Below are 17,677 nucleotides of genomic sequence, written 5' to 3' on the forward strand. Positions count from 1 at the left end.
TCGTGACGTGCGCGAGGCGTACGCGAGGCGCGCCTCCATCAGGTGCTGGTTTCCACCGCACGCTGTTGCGGGCAAGCCTCAGTGGGCCGACAGAAGAGGGGGAACCGTGATCGTCTGGATCAACGGTGCTTTCGGTGCGGGGAAGACCACCACCGCACGGGAACTGATCGAGCTGATCCCGAACAGCACGCTCTTCGACCCCGACGTGATCGGCGGGGAACTGGCGCAGCTGCTGCCCGCCAAGCAGCTGGCCGAGGTGACCGACATCCAGGACCTGCGCATCTGGCGGCGGCTCGTCGTCGACACGGCCGCAGCGCTGCTCGCCGAGGTGGGCGGCGTCCTCGTCGTCCCGGCGACCCTCCTCAGACAGGAGTACCGCGACGAGATATTCGGCGGTCTCGCCGCCCGCAGGATCCCCGTACGCCATGTGCTCCTCACCCCGGCCGAAACGATCCTGCGCGAGCGGATCGCACGGCGCGAGACACCTCCCGAGACACCCGACGGCGAGATACGCGTCCGGCAGTGGGCCTACGACCACATCGAGGCCTACCGCACCGCGCTGGCCACCTGGCTCACCACCGACGCCCACCCCGTCGACACCGGCGCGCTCAGCGCCTACGCAGCGGCCGTCCGCATCGCCGAGGCCGTGCGCACCGGGGCCGTCGAGCCGTGCGACATCGTCCAGACGCCCGAGCCCACCGGGGAGACCGTCGCCGCGGGCGTGCTGCTCTTCGACGAGGAGGACCGCGTCCTGCTCGTCGACCCCACGTACAAGGCCGGCTGGGAGTTCCCCGGCGGCGTCGTGGAACCCGGAGAGGCCCCCGCCAGGGCCGGCGTACGTGAGGTCGCCGAGGAGACCGGCATCCAGCTTCCCGAACTGCCCGGTCTCCTCGTCGTGGACTGGGAGGCGCCCGCACCACCCGCGTACGGCGGCCTGCGGATGCTGTTCGACGGCGGACGCCTGGGCGGCCCCGAGGCCCGCCGCGTGATCCTTCCGGGCCCGGAGCTGCGCGGCTGGCGGTTCGTCACCGAGCAGGAGGCCGCCGGACTCCTGCCGCCCGTGCGCTACGAGCGCCTGCGCTGGGCACTGCGGGCCCGCGAGCGTGGCGCCGCCCTGTACCTGGAGGGCGGAGTGCCGGTGGGCTGACGCAGTACAGGGGTGCCTATCGGGGTGCCTGTGGGGCGTCGAGGCGCGCGGCCACCGCGCGCAGGGCCGCCGCCGCCCCGCTCGCGACAGGATCGCCGTGCCCGAAGCACGCCACGTCGGAGTCGAGTGCGGCCAGGGTGCGGAAGGAGTCGACGGCACGCCCGCGGTCGAGGTTTAGCACGCCCAGCATGACCTGCCCGTCCAGCGGGGACGCGGCCATGGCGTCGCCCGTGAACAGCACACCGTGGTGCGGAAGATGGAGCGCGATACTGCCGTCCGTGTGCCCGGGTACCGCGACGACGCGGGCGCCACCGCCGAAGTCGAGCACGTCTGGGTCCGTCAACTCCCTCACCTCATGCGGAAGTACGGGATCCGTCGGCTGTGGCGGCAGCCACTTCAGCGCCTGCGCGTGCAACGGCCGCTCCCAGTCCTCGTACACCGGCGCAGGACCCGGCCGTTCACCGCGCACGAACGGCGCGTCGAGCGGGTGCGCCCACACCTGCGCCCCGCTGAGCGCCGCGAACTCGCCCGCGCCGCCCGCGTGATCCTCGTGAAAGTGCGTCAGAACGATGCGGCGTACCTCGCGCGGATGGCGGCCCAGCGCGCGCACGGCGTCGGCGATCTCCGTCCCGGCTCCGGCGGCCCCCGCGTCCACCAGCGTCAACTCGTCCCCGTCGTCCCACAGATAGGCCTGCCCCACCGGGAAACGCAACAGGTGCAGACGGCGCGGGACGACCTCGATCACATCGGTGATGCCGTAGATACCCATACGCGGACCGTAGGGACAGGCCGCTGCCCGGGGGACACGGCTACGCCCCGGGCAGAAGCGTTCTGCCCGGGGCGGAAGACAACGGCTGCTCCGTGTCTCAGATCGCGGCGTACTTCTGGAGGAACAGCGCCTCGGCGACCGAGAGACGCTCCAGCTCCTGAGGCGACACGCTCTCGTTCACCGCGTGGATCTGCGCCTCGGGCTCGCTCAGGCCGATCAGCAGGATCTCCGCCTCCGGGTACAGCGACGCGAGCGTGTTGCACAGCGGGATCGTGCCGCCCTGGCCCGCGTACTGCATCTCCTGACCGTCGTAAGCGACGCTCATCGCCTCGGTCATCGCCGCGTACGCCGGACTGTCGGTGTTCGCACGGAACGCCTGGCCCTGCCCGATCTGCTCGACCTGGACGCGGGCGCCCCACGGGGTGTGCGACTCGATGTGCGCGACGAGGAGCTTATTGGCCTCCACGGCGTCCGTGCCCGGCGGCACCCGCAGGCTGATCAGGGCGCGCGCCCCGGCATGCACGGACGGCGTCGCGCCGACGACCGGCGGGCAGTCGATGCCGAGGACGGTGACGGCGGGGCGGGCCCAGATGCGGTCGGCGACCGTGCCCGAACCGATCAGCTCGACACCGTCGATGACCTTGGCGTCCTTGCGGAACTGGCCCTCGTCGTACTGGAGGCCGTCCCACGCGGCGTCGCCCGCGAGACCGTCGATCCTCGTCGAGCCGTCCTCCGCGCGCAGCGAGTCGAGGACACGCACCAGCGCCGCGAGCGCGTCCGGCGCCGCGCCGCCGAACTGGCCCGAGTGGAGATTGCCACCGAGAGTGTCGACCTGGACGCGGACGAGCGTCATGCCGCGCAGCGTCGACGTGGCCGTCGGCAGGCCCACCCGGAAGTTGCCCGCGTCACCGATGACGATCGTGTCCGCCTTCAGCAGCTCCGGGTGCTGCTCGGCGTACCGCTCGAGGCCGCCCGTGCCCTGCTCCTCGGAACCCTCGGCGATCACCTTGACGTTCACCGGGACACCGCCGTTGGCCTTGAGCGCCCGCACCGCGAGCAGGTGCATCAGGACGCCGCCCTTGCAGTCCGCGGCGCCGCGCCCGTACCAGCGGCCGTCCTCGCGCTCCGTCAGCTCGAACGGCGGCGTGACCCACGCCGACTCGTCCAGTGGCGGCTGCACGTCGTAGTGCGCGTAGAGGAGAACCGTCGGCGCGCCCTCGGGGCCCGGCAGGAAGCCGTACACCGACTGCGTCCCGTCCGGGGTGTCGAGCAGCGCGACGTCCTGGAAGCCCTCGGCGCGCAGCGCGTCCGCCACCCAGTTCGCGGCGCCCTCGCTCTCGCTCCTCGGGAACTGGTCGAAGTCCGCCACCGACTTGAACGCCACCAGTTCGGAGAGCTCGGTCCGGGCCCCGGGCATGAGCGAGGCGACGGTCTCGGCGATCGGATTCGGTGACATGGGAACGCTCCTCGTAGGTGCGACGTTGCACGTGTGTGTACGTATGCGGCTTTCGCACGCGTCCGTGCGGGTCCGCCGTCGGCTGGTGTGCGTGAGCGTTTCGTGCACAGGGCATGCGGTGCCGATCCTGCCACAAGGGGTCGGCGGGACACCGCCGTAGGATGCCTGGGAAAGGTGCGGCAGGCGGCTGGATCGGGAGCAGTAGACCATCGTGAGCAGCGAGAACTCGGCGGACGGCAACGGAACGGGCGAGCACGCGGCGGACGCCGGTGACGGCGGGCAGGTGTGGGACGTCGTCGTGGTGGGCGCCGGCCCCGCGGGCGCCAGCGCGGCGTACGCGGCAGCGGTCGCCGGACGCAGCGTCCTCCTTCTGGAGAAGGCTGAACTGCCCCGGTACAAGACGTGCGGAGGCGGCATCATCGGCCCCTCCAGGGACGCGCTTCCCCCGGGGTTCGAGCTGCCCTTCCGGGACCGGATCGACGCGGTGACGTTCTCCCTCGACGGGAAGTTCTCCCGCACCCGGCGCTCGCGCCACATGCTCTTCGGCCTGGTGAACCGCGCCGACTTCGACCACCAGCTCGTCGAGCACGCCCAGAAGGCGGGCGCCGAGCTGCGCACGGGGACGACGGTCTCGCGGGTCGAGCAGCACGGCTCGGCGGTGCCCGACCGGCGCACCGTCGCCGTGACCCTCCAGGACGGCGAGACGATCCTCGCCCGCGCCGTCGTCGGGGCGGACGGCAGCGCCAGCCGCATAGGGGCTCACGTCGGGGTGAAGCTCGATCAGGTCGACCTCGGCCTCGAGGCGGAGATCCCCGTGCCCGAGACGGTCGCCGAGGACTGGAAGGGCCGCGTCCTCATCGACTGGGGCCCGATGCCCGGGAGTTACGGCTGGGTCTTCCCCAAGGGCGACACCCTGACGGTCGGTGTGATCTCGGCGCGGGGCGAGGGCGCCGCCACCAAGCGGTACTTGGAGGACTTCATCGCCCGGCTCGGCCTCGCCGGCTTCGAACCCTCGGTCTCCTCCGGCCATCTCACGCGCTGCCGCGCCGACGACTCGCCGCTCTCGCGCGGCCGGGTCCTCGTGTGCGGTGACGCGGCGGGTCTCCTGGAGCCGTGGACCCGCGAGGGCATCTCGTTCGCGCTGCGGTCCGGTCGTCTCGCGGGGGAGTGGGCGGTCCGTGTCTCCGAGGCGCACGACGCGGTGGACGCGCGCCGGCAGGCCCTGAACTACGCGTTCGCGGTCAAGGCCGGGCTCGGTGTCGAGATGAGCGTCGGCAAGCGGATGCTGACGCTCTTCGAGCGCAGGCCCGGGATGCTGCACGCGGCGATCACCGGGTTCCGCCCCGCGTGGAAGGCGTTCGCCCGCATCACCCGTGGATCGACGACGCTGGGCGAGATCGTCAGGACGTATCCGATCGCCGGTCGCGTCCTGAGCCGCCTGGACCGGTCGGCGCCCGTGCCCGCGGCCGCGGCTGCGTCCTCGGCCGACTCGTCGGCCGACGAAGCGGACGCTACTTCTCGACCGTGATGACGAAGACCGGGTGGTCCGGCCCGGCCGCGGTCAGCTCTTCGTCGGTCGACTTGGCGGTGACGCCCTGGAAGTACTGGTTGACCTCCCAGCCCCACTTCTCCAGGTAGCTGCGCAGGATCGCCGCCTTCTGTCCGGCGTCGGACACCTCGGTCGCGGTGAACGTGCGGACCTTGCGCCCGACGCGCAGCTCGCCGGACTTGGCGACGCGCATGTTGCGCACCCACTGGGAGTGCCCGCGGGCCGACACGAGGTACTGCGCGTTCCCGTACGTGTGCGGGTTGACCGGGATGCGTTGCATCTGGCCGCTCTTGCGGCCGCGTACGGAGAGCTCGGCGGACCCCATCAGGCTGACGCCGTGCCGCGCGAGCCAGCCGATCACGCCGTTCAACCGGACGTTGAGACGGCTGCCCTTGAGGTAGTAGGGCGATGAGGGGCTGGGGGAGGACGAGCCGGACGGGGCGTTCGCGGTCATAGCGGTTCTCCTGGATCTCGGTCTCGATTCCGAGAGCACTGCTCTCGCTTGAGATCAGTGTGCACGAGATCGGTGATCCAAAGCAAGAGCAGTGCTCTCTTTTCTGTTCGCTGCCGGATGAGCCGCGCCCGCCACCGAGTGCATCGCTCCGAAGGAAGAGCGAGTGCATCGCTCCCGGATGAGTGCACCGATCCATAACGTGTGCAGCGATCCGGAACGTGTGCACTGCTCCGGTCGCGTGGGAGAATGCCCGTATGAGCACCGCACGAGGAGCCAGGGCCAGGGCGCGGGAAGAAGTCACCGCCGCTATCAAGGACGAAGCCCGCAGACAGCTCGCGGCCGAGGGCGCTGCCAAGCTGTCCCTGCGCGCCGTCGCCCGCGAGCTGGGCATGGTCTCCTCGGCGCTCTACCGCTACTTCCCCAGCCGCGACGACCTGCTGACGGCGCTCATCATCGACGCCTACGACTCCATCGGCGAGGCCGCCGAGCAGGCGGACGTCCTCCTCCTCAAGAAGGCCGCGAAGGCTCCCGCGACGAGCCGCGCCGCGAACAGGACCGAAGCGCTCGAACCTGTACGCCGCTGGGTCGCAGTCAGCGAAGCCATCCGCGCCTGGGCGCTCGCCCACCCGCACGAGTACGCGCTGATCTTCGGCTCGCCCGTGCCCGGATACACCGCGCCACTGACGACCGTCCCGGCCGCGTCGCGCGTCGGGCTGCTGTTCTTCAGCATCGTCCGCGACGCCCACCAGGGCCAAGGGGTGGCCGAGCCGCCGCTCCCCGAGGAGCTGCGGCCCGAGGCCGAGCGGCTCGCCGCCGACCTGGCCCCCGACCTGCCGCCCGCGGTGGTGGCCGCGCTCGTCGCAGCCTGGGCGCAGCTGTTCGGCTTGATCGGCTTCGAGCTGTTCGGCCAGTTCAACCGGGTCGTGGAGGACCGTGCCGCCTTCTTCACCCACGCCACGACCCAGATCGCCCACGGTGTGGGCCTGGTGCCTCCGCGGGAATGACATGCGCCCGGCCCGCAAGCGCAGGACGCTGTCTTCGGGCGTGACGCGCCCCGCCCGAGCGCCGTCGCGTACTCCCCGGGGAGTAGGTGTGATCACCACGCCCGGCTGACGCCCGCGACGGTGCCCGGCGTCTAGCGTTGCGGTCATGGATGAGCAGCACGTACGCGGCGCCGGCGGCCCGCCTTGGACCTGGTCGGGTCCGCCGCACCTCAGGCGCTACGGGCCGCCCTGGTGGGGCGGACCCGGCCAGGGGCCGCGCCTGCCCTGGCGCTCCACCGTCCTGATCACGGTGTTCGTCCTCGTCGGCTCGACCTACGCGGCGCAAGCCCAGGGCCATCGTGCCGACCTCGATGTGTTCGCCCGCGCGCTGCTGCTCGCGGGCGGCGTTCTCCTGCTGTGGCGTCAGCGGTACCCGGTCCTCGTGGCCTTCGGTACGGCGGCGTGCGCGACGGTCTATCTCGGCGCGGGCTACGCGTACGGGCCGGTCTTCATCACGGTGGCCGTCGGCTGCTACGCCGCGATCGTCGCGGGGCACCGCAGAGCCGCGTGGGCGGCGGTCGGGATGTTCTGGGTGGGGCACGTCCTCGTGTCGCACTGGCTGTACGCGTATCTGCCGCCGTCGGGGGACGACGCCGCGTCCTGGGGGCAGGAGGGTTTCATCGCCGCGTGGGTCCTGGCGATCGTGGCCTTCTCCGAGCTGGTCAAAACGCGGCGCGAGCAGTGGGCGAAGGAGCGCGCCGAGCGGGCGAAGGCCGCCGAGCGGCGCGCGGACGAGGAGCGGCTGCGGATCGCGCGGGAGCTGCACGACGTGCTCGCCCATTCCATCTCGGTCATCAACGTCCAGGCGGGCGTGGGCCTGGCTCTGCTGGACTCCGACCCTGAGCAGGCCCGTACCGCCCTGACCACCATCAAGTCCGCGAGCAAGGAGGCGCTGGGCGAGGTCCGCCAGGTCCTCGACACCCTCCGGACCCCGGGCGACGCGCCGCGCGCCCCCGCCCCGGGCCTCGACCGGCTCCCGGAACTCGTGGAGCAGGCCGCGAGCGCGGGCCTCACGGTCGCCATCGCCACGGAAGGATCCCGAGCCGCGCTGCCGCCCGGCGCCGACCTCGCCGCGTTCCGTATCGTGCAGGAGGCGCTCACCAACGTCGTACGGCATTCCGAGTCGCGCAACGCGCGCGTAGAGGTGCGGTACACGCGAACCGCGCTGTCCCTGCGCATCGACGACGACGGGCCGGCGAGCCATGAGGCGGCCGGCGGCAGTGGGAACGGGCTTGCGGGGATGCGTGAGCGGGCCGCCGCGCTGGGTGGCACGATCGAGGCGGGACCGCGGCCCGACGGCGGTTTCCGCGTGCTCGCCGAACTGCCGTTCACGCCGACGGAGGAGAACCGTTGATCCGCGTACTGCTGGCCGACGACCAGTCGCTCGTCCGCGCCGGATTCCGGGCGCTGCTCGACGCGCAGAGCGACATCGAGGTCGCGGGGGAGGCCTCCGACGGCGACGAGGCGGTGCGCCTCGTACGCGAACTGCGGCCCGACGTCGTCCTGATGGACATCCGGATGCCGGTCCTCGACGGACTCGCCGCGACCCGCCGCATCAGTGACGACGCCGCGCTGGAAGGCGTGAAGGTCGTCATGCTGACCACCTTCGAACTGGACGAGTACGTCTTCGAGGCGATCCGCGCCGGAGCCTCCGGGTTCCTCGTCAAGGACACCGAGCCCGAGGAACTGCTGCGTGCCGTACGGGCGGTGGTGCACGGGGATGCGCTGCTCTCGCCGGGGGTGACCCGCCGTCTGATCGCCGAGTTTGCGGCGCGCTCCAAGGAACCGGCAGCCGCCGAGTCGCTCGGGCAGCTCACCGAGCGCGAGCGTGAGGTGATGGCGCTGGTCGGCATCGGCCTGTCGAACGAGGAGATCGCCCGCCGTCTCGTCGTCAGCCCGCTCACCGCGAAGACTCATGTGAGCCGCACGATGGTGAAGCTCGGCGCGCGTGACCGGGCCCAACTGGTCGTGCTCGCCTACGAGTCGGGCCTCGTACGGCCCGGCTGGCTCGGCTGAGCGGACGCGCGCAGCGGACAGAGGTGCGCCCGGCGGGCAGGGGACTGCCGGCCGGGCGCACCCATGTGTGAGGGGTCGAGGACCTGTGGGTCAGTCGCGGACCGCGACGCGCTCCGTGCGCGCGACGGCGTCCGCCTCCTCCTTCATCGACTCCTGCATCGACTCCTGCACCGGCCCCTCCTCCTGCACCGACTTCGCGATCAGGACCGTGCTCTGCGGACGACGGGTCCGCAGGCCGGTGAGGGTGATCAGCAGGCCCACCAGGGCGATCGCGGTGACGACGACGAGTCCGGGCCGGAAGCTGTCGAGGACGGCCTGCGGGGACGAGCCCTCGCCGGAGTTCGCGGTGACGACGGCCGTCACGACGGCGAGGAAGATGGCGCCTCCCACCTGGACCGAGGTGTTGAGCAGGCCCGAGACCATGCCCTGCTCGTCGTCGTGGACGCCGTTCGTGGCCTGGATGTTGAGCGACGGGAACACCAGGGCGCAGGCCGCGCCGATCAGGAGCATCGTCGGCAGGATGACGGACGCGTAGACCGGGTCGAGGTTGATGCGCAGGAACAGGGCGTAGCCGATCACCATGAAGGTGAAGCCCACCGCGATCAGGCGCGGCGTGCCGAACCGGTCGACGATCGCGCCGACCTTCGTCGAGGAGAGCGCCACGAGGGCACCCGCAGGCAGGAACGCGAGAGCGGTGTGCAGCGCGGACCAGCCCAGCAGGGACTGCATGTACAGGGTGACCAGGAACTGGAAGCCGACGTACGAGCCGAAGAACGCCATCGCGCCCAGCTGGGCCCTGATCTGTGAGCCGGAGCGCAGCACTCCGAGACGGATCAGCGGGCCCGGGGAGCGGCGCTCGATGGTGACGAAGGCGGTGAGCAGGACGGCGACGGCCAGGAAGGACAGCAGGGTGCGGGCCGAGGTCCAGCCCGCCTCCGGCGCCTGGACGACGGTGAACACGAGGAGCAGCATCGACGCGGTACCGGTGATGGCGCCGGGGATGTCGTAGCCGCGGTGGTTCTTCTCGCGTTCGCTGTGCGGGATGAGCTTGATGCCGATGAGCAGCGCGATCACGGCGATCGGCGCGGGCAGCAGCATCGTCAGGCGCCAGCTGGCCTCGGTGAGCAGGCCGGACAGGACGAGGCCCATGGAGAAGCCGGTCGCGGCGCAGGTCGTGTAGATGGAGAGCGCGCGGTTGCGCAGCGGGCCCTCGGCGAACGTCGTGGTGATGATGGACAGGCCGGCCGGCGCGGTGAACGCGGCGCTGAGGCCCTTGATGAAGCGGCTGGCGATCAGGAGCGGCCCGGAGTCGACGAGGCCGCCGAGCAGCGACGCGAGGGCGAAGACGCCGAGGGCGATCAGGAACACCCGGCGCCGGCCGAGCAGGTCGGCCGCGCGGCCGCCGAGCAGCAGCAGGCCGCCGTAGCCGAGGATGTAGCCGCTGACGATCCATTGCAGCGTCGACGTGGACAGGTCGAGCTCCGAGCCGATGGACGGCAGGGCGACTCCGACCATCGACACATCGAGGGCGTCGAGGAACATCGCGGCGCAGAGGACGAGCAGTGTGCCCCACAGACGGGGGGACCAACGCTCCTGGGACGTAGGAGTGTTGGTGAGCGGAGAGGTCATGCGGAGCAGACTACATGCATGTGCATTGACTGCAAGTGCATTTAATTCCGATGCAACAATGCCTGTCTCTTCTGCTACGGTGCGGTTATGGCGGCGAAAAAGGCCGAGCCCGGCCTCGTGGATCAGTGGCGGGACATCCTCGCGGTGCATGCACGCACCATGTGCGAGCTCGATCGTGAGCTGCATCAGCACGGACTGGGCGCCAGCGACTTCGAGGTGCTGGACGTCCTGGCCGACGGCACGGCGGAGGACGGCAGTTCCTCCTTCCGCGTGCAGGAGATCGCCTCGCAGGTCCATCTCAGCCAGAGCGCCCTCTCGCGCCTGATCGGCCGCCTGGAGAAGGACGGCCTCCTGACGCGCGGGATGTGCGCCGAGGACCGCCGCGGCGTACGGGTCTGCCTGACGCAGAAGGGCCGCGACCTGCACACCGAGGTGCGACCGTTGCAGCGGGCGGTACTGGGAAGGATGCTCGCGGACGGTCCGAAGGGCTGATCTGCGCAGTCGGCCCGGCGGCGGCCTTCAGCTCCAGGTGATCCCCGACCGCTCCCGCCACAGCGCGGCCAGTGAGGCGTCGCCGGTGAGGCTCGGGAACGGCAGCCGGTTCCACAGCGACAGGTACAGCCGCGCCGCGGGACCCGACAGCTCGCAGTCGGCCTGGTCGGCCCCGCCCGCCCCGTCCCGCTCGGTGACCGGCGGCTCCTGCGAGATCCGTACGGTCCATGCCCGGCCCGCGTCGGTGGCCCGTACGCGCAGCAGGCGCGGGGTGTCCGAGCGCACCTTGCTCCTGCCGCGCGCGTGGAAGCCGAGCAGCAGTTCCTCGATGCCGTCGACCGCGAAGTCCGCGGGGATCACGCCGGGTGTCCCGGCCAGCGCGGACTCCGCGTCCACCCGGTGGACGGTCGTCTCGTGCGCCTGCCGCCGTGCCCAGAACGCGAGCGGCGACGGCGCGGGCAGGAACGTCCAGCACTCCACGTCGGGCCGGGCGCCGGCCAGCGTCCCGACGAGCCGGCCGTGGCCCTCGCGGAACCAGGCGATGAGCTCCGCGCCGTCCAGCTCCGGCAGACCGTCGTCGGGGTGGTAAGACGTGCGCCCCTCGGCGACGAACGCCGTGGCCCAGCGATGCACCATGCCCACGTGCCGCAGCAGGTCCCCTGTGTCCCAGCCCGGACAGGTCGGCACCTTGGCGTCCGTGCCCGCCGTCTCGGCGGCGCGGGCGAGGAGGCGGCCCTCCTCGTCGAGCGTCTCGATGTGTTCCGCAGTCTCCATGGCGGGAGTCTGCCCGATGGGACCTGGCTTGAATGCGTCCTTGCGGGATGCTCGTGGCGTACAGGTCAGGAGACGGCCGCGCGCCGGGTCGCGAAGCCGATCAGAGCGGCGACGCCCGCGAGTACGGCCACGCTGGTCAGCGCGGCGGGGAGCGAGAACCAGTCCGCCATGAAGCCGATCATCGGCGGCCCGAGCAGCATGCCGCCGTAGCCGAGCGTGGACGCGGCGGCGACGCCGGTGGGTCCGGCCAGGGCGCCGGCGCGTTCGACCGCCACGGGGAAGATGTTGGCGAGGCCGAGGCCCGTGACGGCGAATCCGAGGAGCGCCAGCCACACGGTGGGGGCGAGTGAGCCGAGCAGCATGCCGGCCGCGCCGGTGGCACCGCCGAACACCAGCGTGCGGGTCCTGCCGAGGCGTTCGAGCAGAGTCGTTCCGCTGAGCCGGCCGATGGTCATGGCCAGGGCGAAGCAGGAATACCCTGCCGCGGCCACGCCCGGATGGGCGTGCAGGTCCTGCTCCAGGTGCAGGGCGCCCCAGTCCGCGAGCGCGCCCTCCCCGTACGCGGTGCACAGGGCGATGAGGCCGAAGACGAGGACGAGCCCGCGCACGCGTCCGGCGGGCCGCTCGGACGCCGACGCGGGCTCGTTCCGTATACGGACGCGGTCGTCCGGGGGCGTCGGAGCGTCGTGGCGCAGCAGCGTGGGGCCGACAGCGGCTGTGACGAGCAGGCCGATGACGGTGAGGGCCAGGAGGTGCCGGGTGGGGGAGACGTGACCCGCGACCAGGCTGCCGAGTCCGGCGCCGAGCATGCCGCCGAGGCTGAAAGCCGCATGGAAGCTCGGCATGACGGGGCGGCGCAGGGCGGCGACCAGATCGACCGCGGCGCTGTTCATCGCCACATTGATCCCGCCGTAGGCGGCGCCGAACACGAGCAGGACCAGGCCGAGGGTGAGCGCCGAGTGGGTGAGCGGGGGCAGCGCGACACTCAGCGCCAGGAGCACACCGCTCACCACGGTCACGGGATGGCTGCCGAAGCGCCGGCACAGGCGCCCCGTGAGCATCATCGTGATCACGGCCCCCGCGGAGACGCCGAGGAGCGCGAGTCCGAGTGTGCTCGCCGAAGCGCCGGTCTGCTGCTTCACGGCGGGGATGCGCACGACCCACCCCGCGAAGATGAAGCCGTCGAGCGCGAAGAAGATCGTGAGAGCGATGCGGAGGCGGGTGAGGGGTGAGGTCCGCGGGCTGTCGTCCTTGACTGACCCGAGTTTGTTTAGTGTCGGCACAAAGTCAGGGTAGGGCGGCACCCCGGCCGGGGACAAGCCGGTGCGAGGGGTGACGGTCACGACATCCGTCGCGCCGGCGCATGGAAACGGCTGCGGCCCCACCCGTCCGGGCGGGGCCGCAGCCATGAAAGAACCGCAGATGTGGCTCGGGGTGTCACACCGCGAGGACCTTGACCCCCGCCTCCTCGAAGCGCTCCACCGTTGCCGCGTCCACGGCGCTGTCCGTGACCAGGGTGCCGATCCGCTCCGTCGCGCAGATCCGGGCGAACGCGCGCTGGCCCAGCTTGCTGGAGTCCGCCGCGACGATGACCCGCTCCGCCCGCTCGCACAGCAGCCGGTTGATGGCCGCCTCCGCCTCGTCGTGCGCCGCGGCGCCGTGGGCGACATCGAAACCGACGACACCGAGCACGGCGGTGTCGACGGTGATCTGACTCAGCACGCCGTCCGCGAGCGGGCCGATGAGCTCGTACGACTGCGGCCGGGCGACTCCGCCCGTGACCACGATCTTGAACTGGGGGCGCACCGCGAGCTCGTTGGCGATGTTCAGTGCGTTCGTGACGATCGTGAGGGCCGGGGAGCCGGAGGCGAGGTCGGGGCGGACTGCGAGTGCGCGCGCCACCTCGGTCGTCGTCGTGCCGCCGGTGAGGCCGACCGCCTCGCCCGGCGTGATCAGCTCGGCGACCGCCTTGGCGATCCGTTCCTTCTCGGAGGCGTTGCGCGCGGTCTTGTAGCGCAGGGGCAGCTCGTAGGAGACCCCGTGGACGACGGCGCCGCCCCGGGTGCGTACGAGCATCTGCTGCTCGGCGAGCTGGTCGAAGTCGCGCCGGATCGTGGCCGCGGACACCCCCAGGTCGGCCGCCGCCTCCTCGACATCCAGGCGCCCCCGCTCCACGAGCAGTTCGAGCAGGGACTTCCAGCGGGCGTCGCGGGACATCCGCGGCCTCCAATCGTCGTTCTCCGGTGACCCTAGCGCACTACCTGATGCTTGGTTATGCTCGAAAGGTATCGAATTCTTGCAGGAACGAGCATACGCTCGGCGGGGCCGTTCGAGAGCGACGCATGCGGCGCATTCGACCGGCCCACGGACACGACACATCAGGGAGTGGGCACGGCATGAGCCATGTCGAGAACGAGCTGAACAGCCAGCCGGAGTGCTGGACGCGCGCGGCGGGCCTGGCCGCGGGCGAGGCCGCCAAGCTGCCCGCGCCGGGCGAGCGCGTCGCGATCGTGGGCTGCGGCACCTCGTGGTTCATGGCGCAGGCCTTCGCCGCGCTGCGCGAGCAGTCCGGACAGGGTGAGACCGACGCGTTCGCGGCCTCGGAGTTCCCGGCCGGGCGCCCCTACGACCGACTCATCGCGCTGTCCCGGTCCGGCACGACGACCGAGGTCCTCGAACTCCTGGCGGCGGTCAAGGGCCGTATCCGGACGACCGCTGTCATCGGCGACCCGAACACACCGGCCGTCTCCGCCGCCGACGACGTGATCGTCCTGGACTTCGCCGACGAGCAGTCCGTCGTCCAGACCCGCTTCGCGACGACGGCGCTCACGCTCCTGCGCGCCCACCTCGGCCTGCACACCGAGCAGGCGGTCGCCGACGCGCGCACCGCGCTCGAGACGCCGCTGCCCGAAGGCCTCGTGGAGTGCGGCCAGTTCACCTTCCTGGGGCGCGGCTGGACCGTCGGCCTCGCGAACGAGGCCGCCCTGAAGATGCGCGAGGCGTCCCTGTCGTGGACCGAGGCGTACCCCGCCATGGAGTACCGCCACGGCCCCATCAGCGTCACCACCGCGGGCACCGCCACCTGGATGATCGGCACGGCCCCCGAAGGCCTCGCCGAGCAAGTGGCCGGCACCGGCGCGCTCTGGGTCGAGGGCAGCCTCGACCCGCTCGCCGAACTCGTGCGCGCGCAGCGCCTCGCCGTCGCCGTCGCGGCCGCCCGCGGCCTCGACCCCGACCAGCCGCGCCACCTCACCCGCTCGGTGATCCTCACCGCCGGCTGACCGTCGACCGAGCTTCCGAGCCTTCCGAAAGGAGGGGCTGTGCCCCTCGCAGCAACCGGCGCGCTCGTCGCCGAAGCCACCGCGGCGCGTACCGCGGTGGCCGCGTTCAACGTCATCACCCTGGAGCACATCGAGGCCGTCGTGGCGGGCGCCGAGGCGGCCGGCGCGCCGGTGATCCTCCAGGTCAGCGAGAACGCCGTGCGTTACCGCTACGGGCGCCTGCTGCCCCTCGCGAGGGCCGCGGCCGCCACCGCGGGGGCGTCCTCGGTGCCCGTCGCACTCCACCTCGACCACGTCCAGAGCGACGAGCTGCTCCGCCAGGCCGCGGACGCCGGGTTCAGCTCGGTGATGTACGACGCGGCCCGGCTCCCCTACGACGAGAACCTCGCGGCCACCCGCGCGGCCGCCGACTGGGGCCATGCCAACGGGCTGTGGGTCGAGGCGGAGCTGGGCGAGGTCGGCGGCAAGGACGGCTCGGCGCCGCTCGACGCGCACGCGCCGGGTGCCCGCACGGACCCGGGGGAGGCCCGCGCCTACGTGGCGGACTCGGGCGTCGACGCCCTCGCCGTCGCGATCGGCTCCTCGCACGCCATGACCACCCGCACCGCGACGCTCGACCACGACCTCCTCAAGCAGCTCTCGGAGGGCCTCGACGTACCGCTGGTCCTGCACGGTTCCTCCGGTGTCGGTGACGACGAACTCTCGCAGGCCGTCCGGGGCGGCATCGCCAAGGTGAACGTCGGTACGGCCCTGAACATAGCGATGACGGCGGCCATCCGGGAGTTCCTTGCCGCACATCCCGACGCCGTCGACTCCCGCAAGTACCTGAGCGTGGGCCGCGAGGCGATGGCCCGCACCGTGACGGAGCTGGTCGAGGTGATGCGCCGCTGACCCGTCCACCGCTCCCGCCCCGGTACGCGGAGGGATCCTCGTACCGGGGACAATGGATCCATGGCCGCCAGGCACGAACCACACGCGCCCCCGCTCTTCCCGGTGCACCGGGAGCGCCGGGAGATCACCCCCGGCGCGGTGCACGTGCCCGGCTGGCTCGACGCCGAGGCCCAGCGCGCACTCGTCGACGCCTGCCGCGGCTGGGCAGCCGGGCCCGTGCCGATGCGCCACACACGACTGCCGGGCGGCGGTGTGATGTCCGTGCAGACCGTGTGTGTCGGATGGCACTGGCAGCCCTACCGCTACACGCGTACGGCATCCGATGTGAACGGCGCGCAGGTGGCTGCCTTCCCCGACTGGCTACGGGAGTTGGGCAGACGCGCGCTCGCCGACGCGTACGAGGACGACGCGGCCGGTGACGGCTACGACCCCGACACGGCACTGGTCAACTTCTACGACGGCGCCGCCACCATGGGCATGCACCAGGACAAGGACGAGCGCGCACGGGAACCCGTCGTCTCCCTCAGCGTCGGCGACACCTGCGTCTTCCGGCTGGGGAACACCGAGAACCGCGGGAAACCGTACGAGGACGTGGAGCTGGTCTCCGGAGACCTGCTGGTCTTCGGAGGGCCGTCACGGCTCGCCTTCCACGGGGTGCAGAAGGTGCACCCCGGCACCGGCGACCCGGCCACCGGCCTCTCCCAGGGCCGCCTGAATCTCACGATGCGCGTCACCGGACTCACCGGACTCACCGGACCGCCCTCCTCGCCCTCCCCGCAGGAGTGAGTTCACCCGCAGAGGCTGCGGCGTTCACCGGATACGATGCGACACGGTGATCAGGGCGAGGAGTTGCTGATGCGTGGCAAGGCGGCCTCCGGGGCCGGGGGCCAGATGGCGGGCGAGGCGGAGGGTTCCGTGCGGGCGCCGCGTCTCGAGCGGGGGCGTGGTGCTCTCGGTCCGGCGCTCGAACTCGTGCACACCGGCCGCGCGCCGACCCGCGCCGTGCTCACCGCCGAACTGGGGGTGACGCGGGCCACGGCAGGCGCGGTCGCCGCCGAGCTGGAGGCGCTCGGGCTGATCAGGATCGACGCCAAGCCGAGCGCCGCCGCGGGCTCGCAGGGGCGTCCCTCGCACCGTCTTTCCGTCGCCGAGGACGGACCCGTCGCCCTTGCCGCGCAGGTCCACGCGGACGGCTACCGCGCGGCCCTGGTGGGTCTCGGCGGCCGGATCGTCGCGACGACGCCCGGCTGCGAGATCATCGACCCGGACCCGGCGCAGGTGCTCGGCTCGGTCGTGGAGGCCGGCGCCCAACTGCTGCGCGAGACCGGGCGCCACTGCGTCGGCGCGGGCCTCGCCGTGCCGTCCGCGGTGGCCGAGCCCGAGGGTACGGCCCTCAATCCGCTGCACCTCGCCTGGCCCGCGGGCTCGCCCGTCCGCGAGATCTTCGCCGAGCGGGTACGGGAGGCGGGCATCGAGCGGCCGGCGTTCGCCGCGAACGACGTCAACCTCGCCGCCCTCGCCGAGCACCGGCACGGCGCGGGCCGTGGCGCGCGTGACCTGCTGTGCGTCGCCACCGGCCACCGCGGCGTCGGCGGCGCGCTCGTCCTCGACGGCCGTCTGCACACCGGCAGTTCGGGCCTCGCTCTGGAGGTCGGGCACCTCACGGTGAACCCCGAGGGCCGTCCCTGCTACTGCGGCAGCCGCGGCTGCCTGGACGTGGAGACCGACCCGCTGGCCCTGCTCGACGCGGCAGGCCGCGAACCGGGCCCCGACGGATCCCTGCTCCAGCAGGCCCGCGACCTGATCGCCGGCAGCCACGACGACCCGAAGGTGCGGATGGCCACCGAGGCCCTGATCGACCGTCTCGGACTGGGCCTCGCGGGCCTGGTGAACATCCTCAACCCCGACCGCATCATCCTGGGCGGCCTGCACCGGGCGCTCCTCGACGCGGACCCGGACCGCCTGCGGGCCGTCGTCGCGGACCGCAGTCTGTGGGGCCGCAGCGGGGGCGTGCCCATCCTCGCGTGCACGCTCGACCACAACAGCCTTGTCGGAGCTGCCGAGTTGGCGTGGCAGCCCGTCCTCGACGATCCGCTCTCGGCGCTGGGCCTGGCCTGACGGGCGGGCCCTGCGGACCCTGATTGGTCCGCAACGGGCTTGACCGTGCACAATCACC

The 17,677-nt window shown here is 72.1% G+C and carries 17 protein-coding genes; 10 read left to right on the forward strand and 7 right to left on the reverse strand.

Translation table 11 applies throughout. From position 1 onward, the window contains the following. Positions 1-106: 106 nt before the first annotated feature. Entirely contained in the window at positions 107-1,147 is a 1,041-nt protein-coding gene (locus tag AC07EJ_RS20625) for an NUDIX hydrolase (protein WP_389484741.1), read from the forward strand. A 16-nt stretch (positions 1,148-1,163) separates the two neighbouring features. On the opposite strand, the gene AC07EJ_RS20630 is transcribed toward AC07EJ_RS20625, so the two are convergent. Together AC07EJ_RS20630 and AC07EJ_RS20635 are read right to left on the reverse strand one after the other, a co-directional pair. Further along, on the reverse strand, positions 1,164-1,916 hold the full coding sequence (locus tag AC07EJ_RS20630) for an MBL fold metallo-hydrolase (protein ID WP_478884668.1): 753 nt from the start codon (positions 1,914-1,916) through the stop codon (positions 1,164-1,166). Positions 1,917-2,013: 97 nt separating this feature from the next. Beyond that, positions 2,014-3,372: a dipeptidase gene (locus tag AC07EJ_RS20635; protein WP_389484747.1), complete on the reverse strand. Its 1,359-nt coding sequence runs from the start codon at positions 3,370-3,372 to the stop codon at positions 2,014-2,016. A 211-nt stretch (positions 3,373-3,583) separates the two neighbouring features. Between AC07EJ_RS20635 and AC07EJ_RS20640 the strand changes: the two genes are divergently transcribed. Further along, entirely contained in the window at positions 3,584-4,900 is a 1,317-nt protein-coding gene (locus tag AC07EJ_RS20640) for a geranylgeranyl reductase family protein (protein ID WP_389484750.1), read from the forward strand. On the opposite strand, the gene AC07EJ_RS20645 is transcribed toward AC07EJ_RS20640, so the two are convergent. After that, positions 4,884-5,375 (reverse strand): nitroreductase family deazaflavin-dependent oxidoreductase, encoded by a 492-nt coding sequence (locus AC07EJ_RS20645; protein WP_393581683.1) that lies wholly within the window; start codon positions 5,373-5,375, stop codon positions 4,884-4,886. The genes AC07EJ_RS20640 and AC07EJ_RS20645 overlap by 17 nt on opposite strands. Before the next feature lie 254 nt (positions 5,376-5,629). Here AC07EJ_RS20645 and AC07EJ_RS20650 point away from each other — a divergent pair, with 254 nt between their 5' ends. The 3 genes from AC07EJ_RS20650 (at position 5,630) to AC07EJ_RS20660 (ending at position 8,434) form a co-directional block, all read left to right on the forward strand. After that, complete coding sequence (locus AC07EJ_RS20650; RefSeq protein WP_478884669.1) at positions 5,630-6,379, forward strand: TetR/AcrR family transcriptional regulator; 750 nt, start codon at positions 5,630-5,632, stop codon at positions 6,377-6,379. 145 nt (positions 6,380-6,524) lie between these two features. Beyond that, positions 6,525-7,772 carry a sensor histidine kinase gene (locus tag AC07EJ_RS20655; protein ID WP_389484758.1) on the forward strand — a complete coding sequence of 416 codons (1,248 nt, stop codon included), beginning with the start codon at positions 6,525-6,527 and terminating at the stop codon, positions 7,770-7,772. Continuing rightward, positions 7,769-8,434 (forward strand): response regulator transcription factor, encoded by a 666-nt coding sequence (locus AC07EJ_RS20660; RefSeq protein ID WP_326777164.1) that lies wholly within the window; start codon positions 7,769-7,771, stop codon positions 8,432-8,434. The genes AC07EJ_RS20655 and AC07EJ_RS20660 overlap by 4 nt, the downstream gene beginning before the upstream one ends. Positions 8,435-8,524: 90 nt before the next feature. Here the strand turns inward: AC07EJ_RS20660 and AC07EJ_RS20665 are convergent, their stop codons facing one another. Continuing rightward, positions 8,525-10,063 (reverse strand): MFS transporter, encoded by a 1,539-nt coding sequence (locus tag AC07EJ_RS20665; protein WP_389484762.1) that lies wholly within the window; start codon positions 10,061-10,063, stop codon positions 8,525-8,527. 87 nt (positions 10,064-10,150) lie between these two features. On the opposite strand from AC07EJ_RS20665, the gene AC07EJ_RS20670 reads away from it, so the two are divergent. Next, on the forward strand, positions 10,151-10,555 hold the full coding sequence (locus AC07EJ_RS20670; protein WP_389484764.1) for a MarR family winged helix-turn-helix transcriptional regulator: 405 nt from the start codon (positions 10,151-10,153) through the stop codon (positions 10,553-10,555). A gap of 27 nt (positions 10,556-10,582) precedes the next feature. Here the strand turns inward: AC07EJ_RS20670 and AC07EJ_RS20675 are convergent, their stop codons facing one another. The 3 genes from AC07EJ_RS20675 to AC07EJ_RS20685 form a co-directional block, all read right to left on the reverse strand. Next, complete coding sequence (locus tag AC07EJ_RS20675) at positions 10,583-11,329, reverse strand: maleylpyruvate isomerase family mycothiol-dependent enzyme (RefSeq protein WP_389484766.1); 747 nt, start codon at positions 11,327-11,329, stop codon at positions 10,583-10,585. Between the two features lie 65 nt (positions 11,330-11,394). After that, the gene (locus AC07EJ_RS20680; RefSeq protein ID WP_478884670.1) at positions 11,395-12,612 is read right to left on the reverse strand and encodes an MFS transporter; all 1,218 of its coding nucleotides are present in this window, start codon (positions 12,610-12,612) and stop codon (positions 11,395-11,397) included. Positions 12,613-12,766: 154 nt separating this feature from the next. Beyond that, a complete protein-coding gene (locus AC07EJ_RS20685) occupies positions 12,767-13,546 on the reverse strand; it encodes a DeoR/GlpR family DNA-binding transcription regulator (protein ID WP_389484771.1) in 780 nt (259 codons plus the stop codon). A 179-nt stretch (positions 13,547-13,725) separates the two neighbouring features. On the opposite strand from AC07EJ_RS20685, the gene AC07EJ_RS20690 reads away from it, so the two are divergent. The 4 genes from AC07EJ_RS20690 (at position 13,726) to AC07EJ_RS20705 (ending at position 17,619) form a co-directional block, all read left to right on the forward strand. Beyond that, complete coding sequence (locus tag AC07EJ_RS20690; protein ID WP_389484774.1) at positions 13,726-14,610, forward strand: SIS domain-containing protein; 885 nt, start codon at positions 13,726-13,728, stop codon at positions 14,608-14,610. Between the two features lie 39 nt (positions 14,611-14,649). Continuing rightward, complete coding sequence (locus tag AC07EJ_RS20695) at positions 14,650-15,501, forward strand: class II fructose-bisphosphate aldolase (protein WP_478884671.1); 852 nt, start codon at positions 14,650-14,652, stop codon at positions 15,499-15,501. Positions 15,502-15,561: 60 nt separating this feature from the next. Further along, positions 15,562-16,287: an alpha-ketoglutarate-dependent dioxygenase AlkB family protein gene (locus AC07EJ_RS20700; RefSeq protein WP_478884672.1), complete on the forward strand. Its 726-nt coding sequence runs from the start codon at positions 15,562-15,564 to the stop codon at positions 16,285-16,287. Positions 16,288-16,392: 105 nt separating this feature from the next. Continuing rightward, positions 16,393-17,619, forward strand: a complete 1,227-nt coding sequence (locus AC07EJ_RS20705; RefSeq protein ID WP_389484898.1) for an ROK family protein — start codon at positions 16,393-16,395, stop codon at positions 17,617-17,619. The last annotated feature ends 58 nt before the right edge of the window (positions 17,620-17,677 follow it).

This window comes from Streptomyces sp. NPDC045026, from assembly GCF_056432625.1.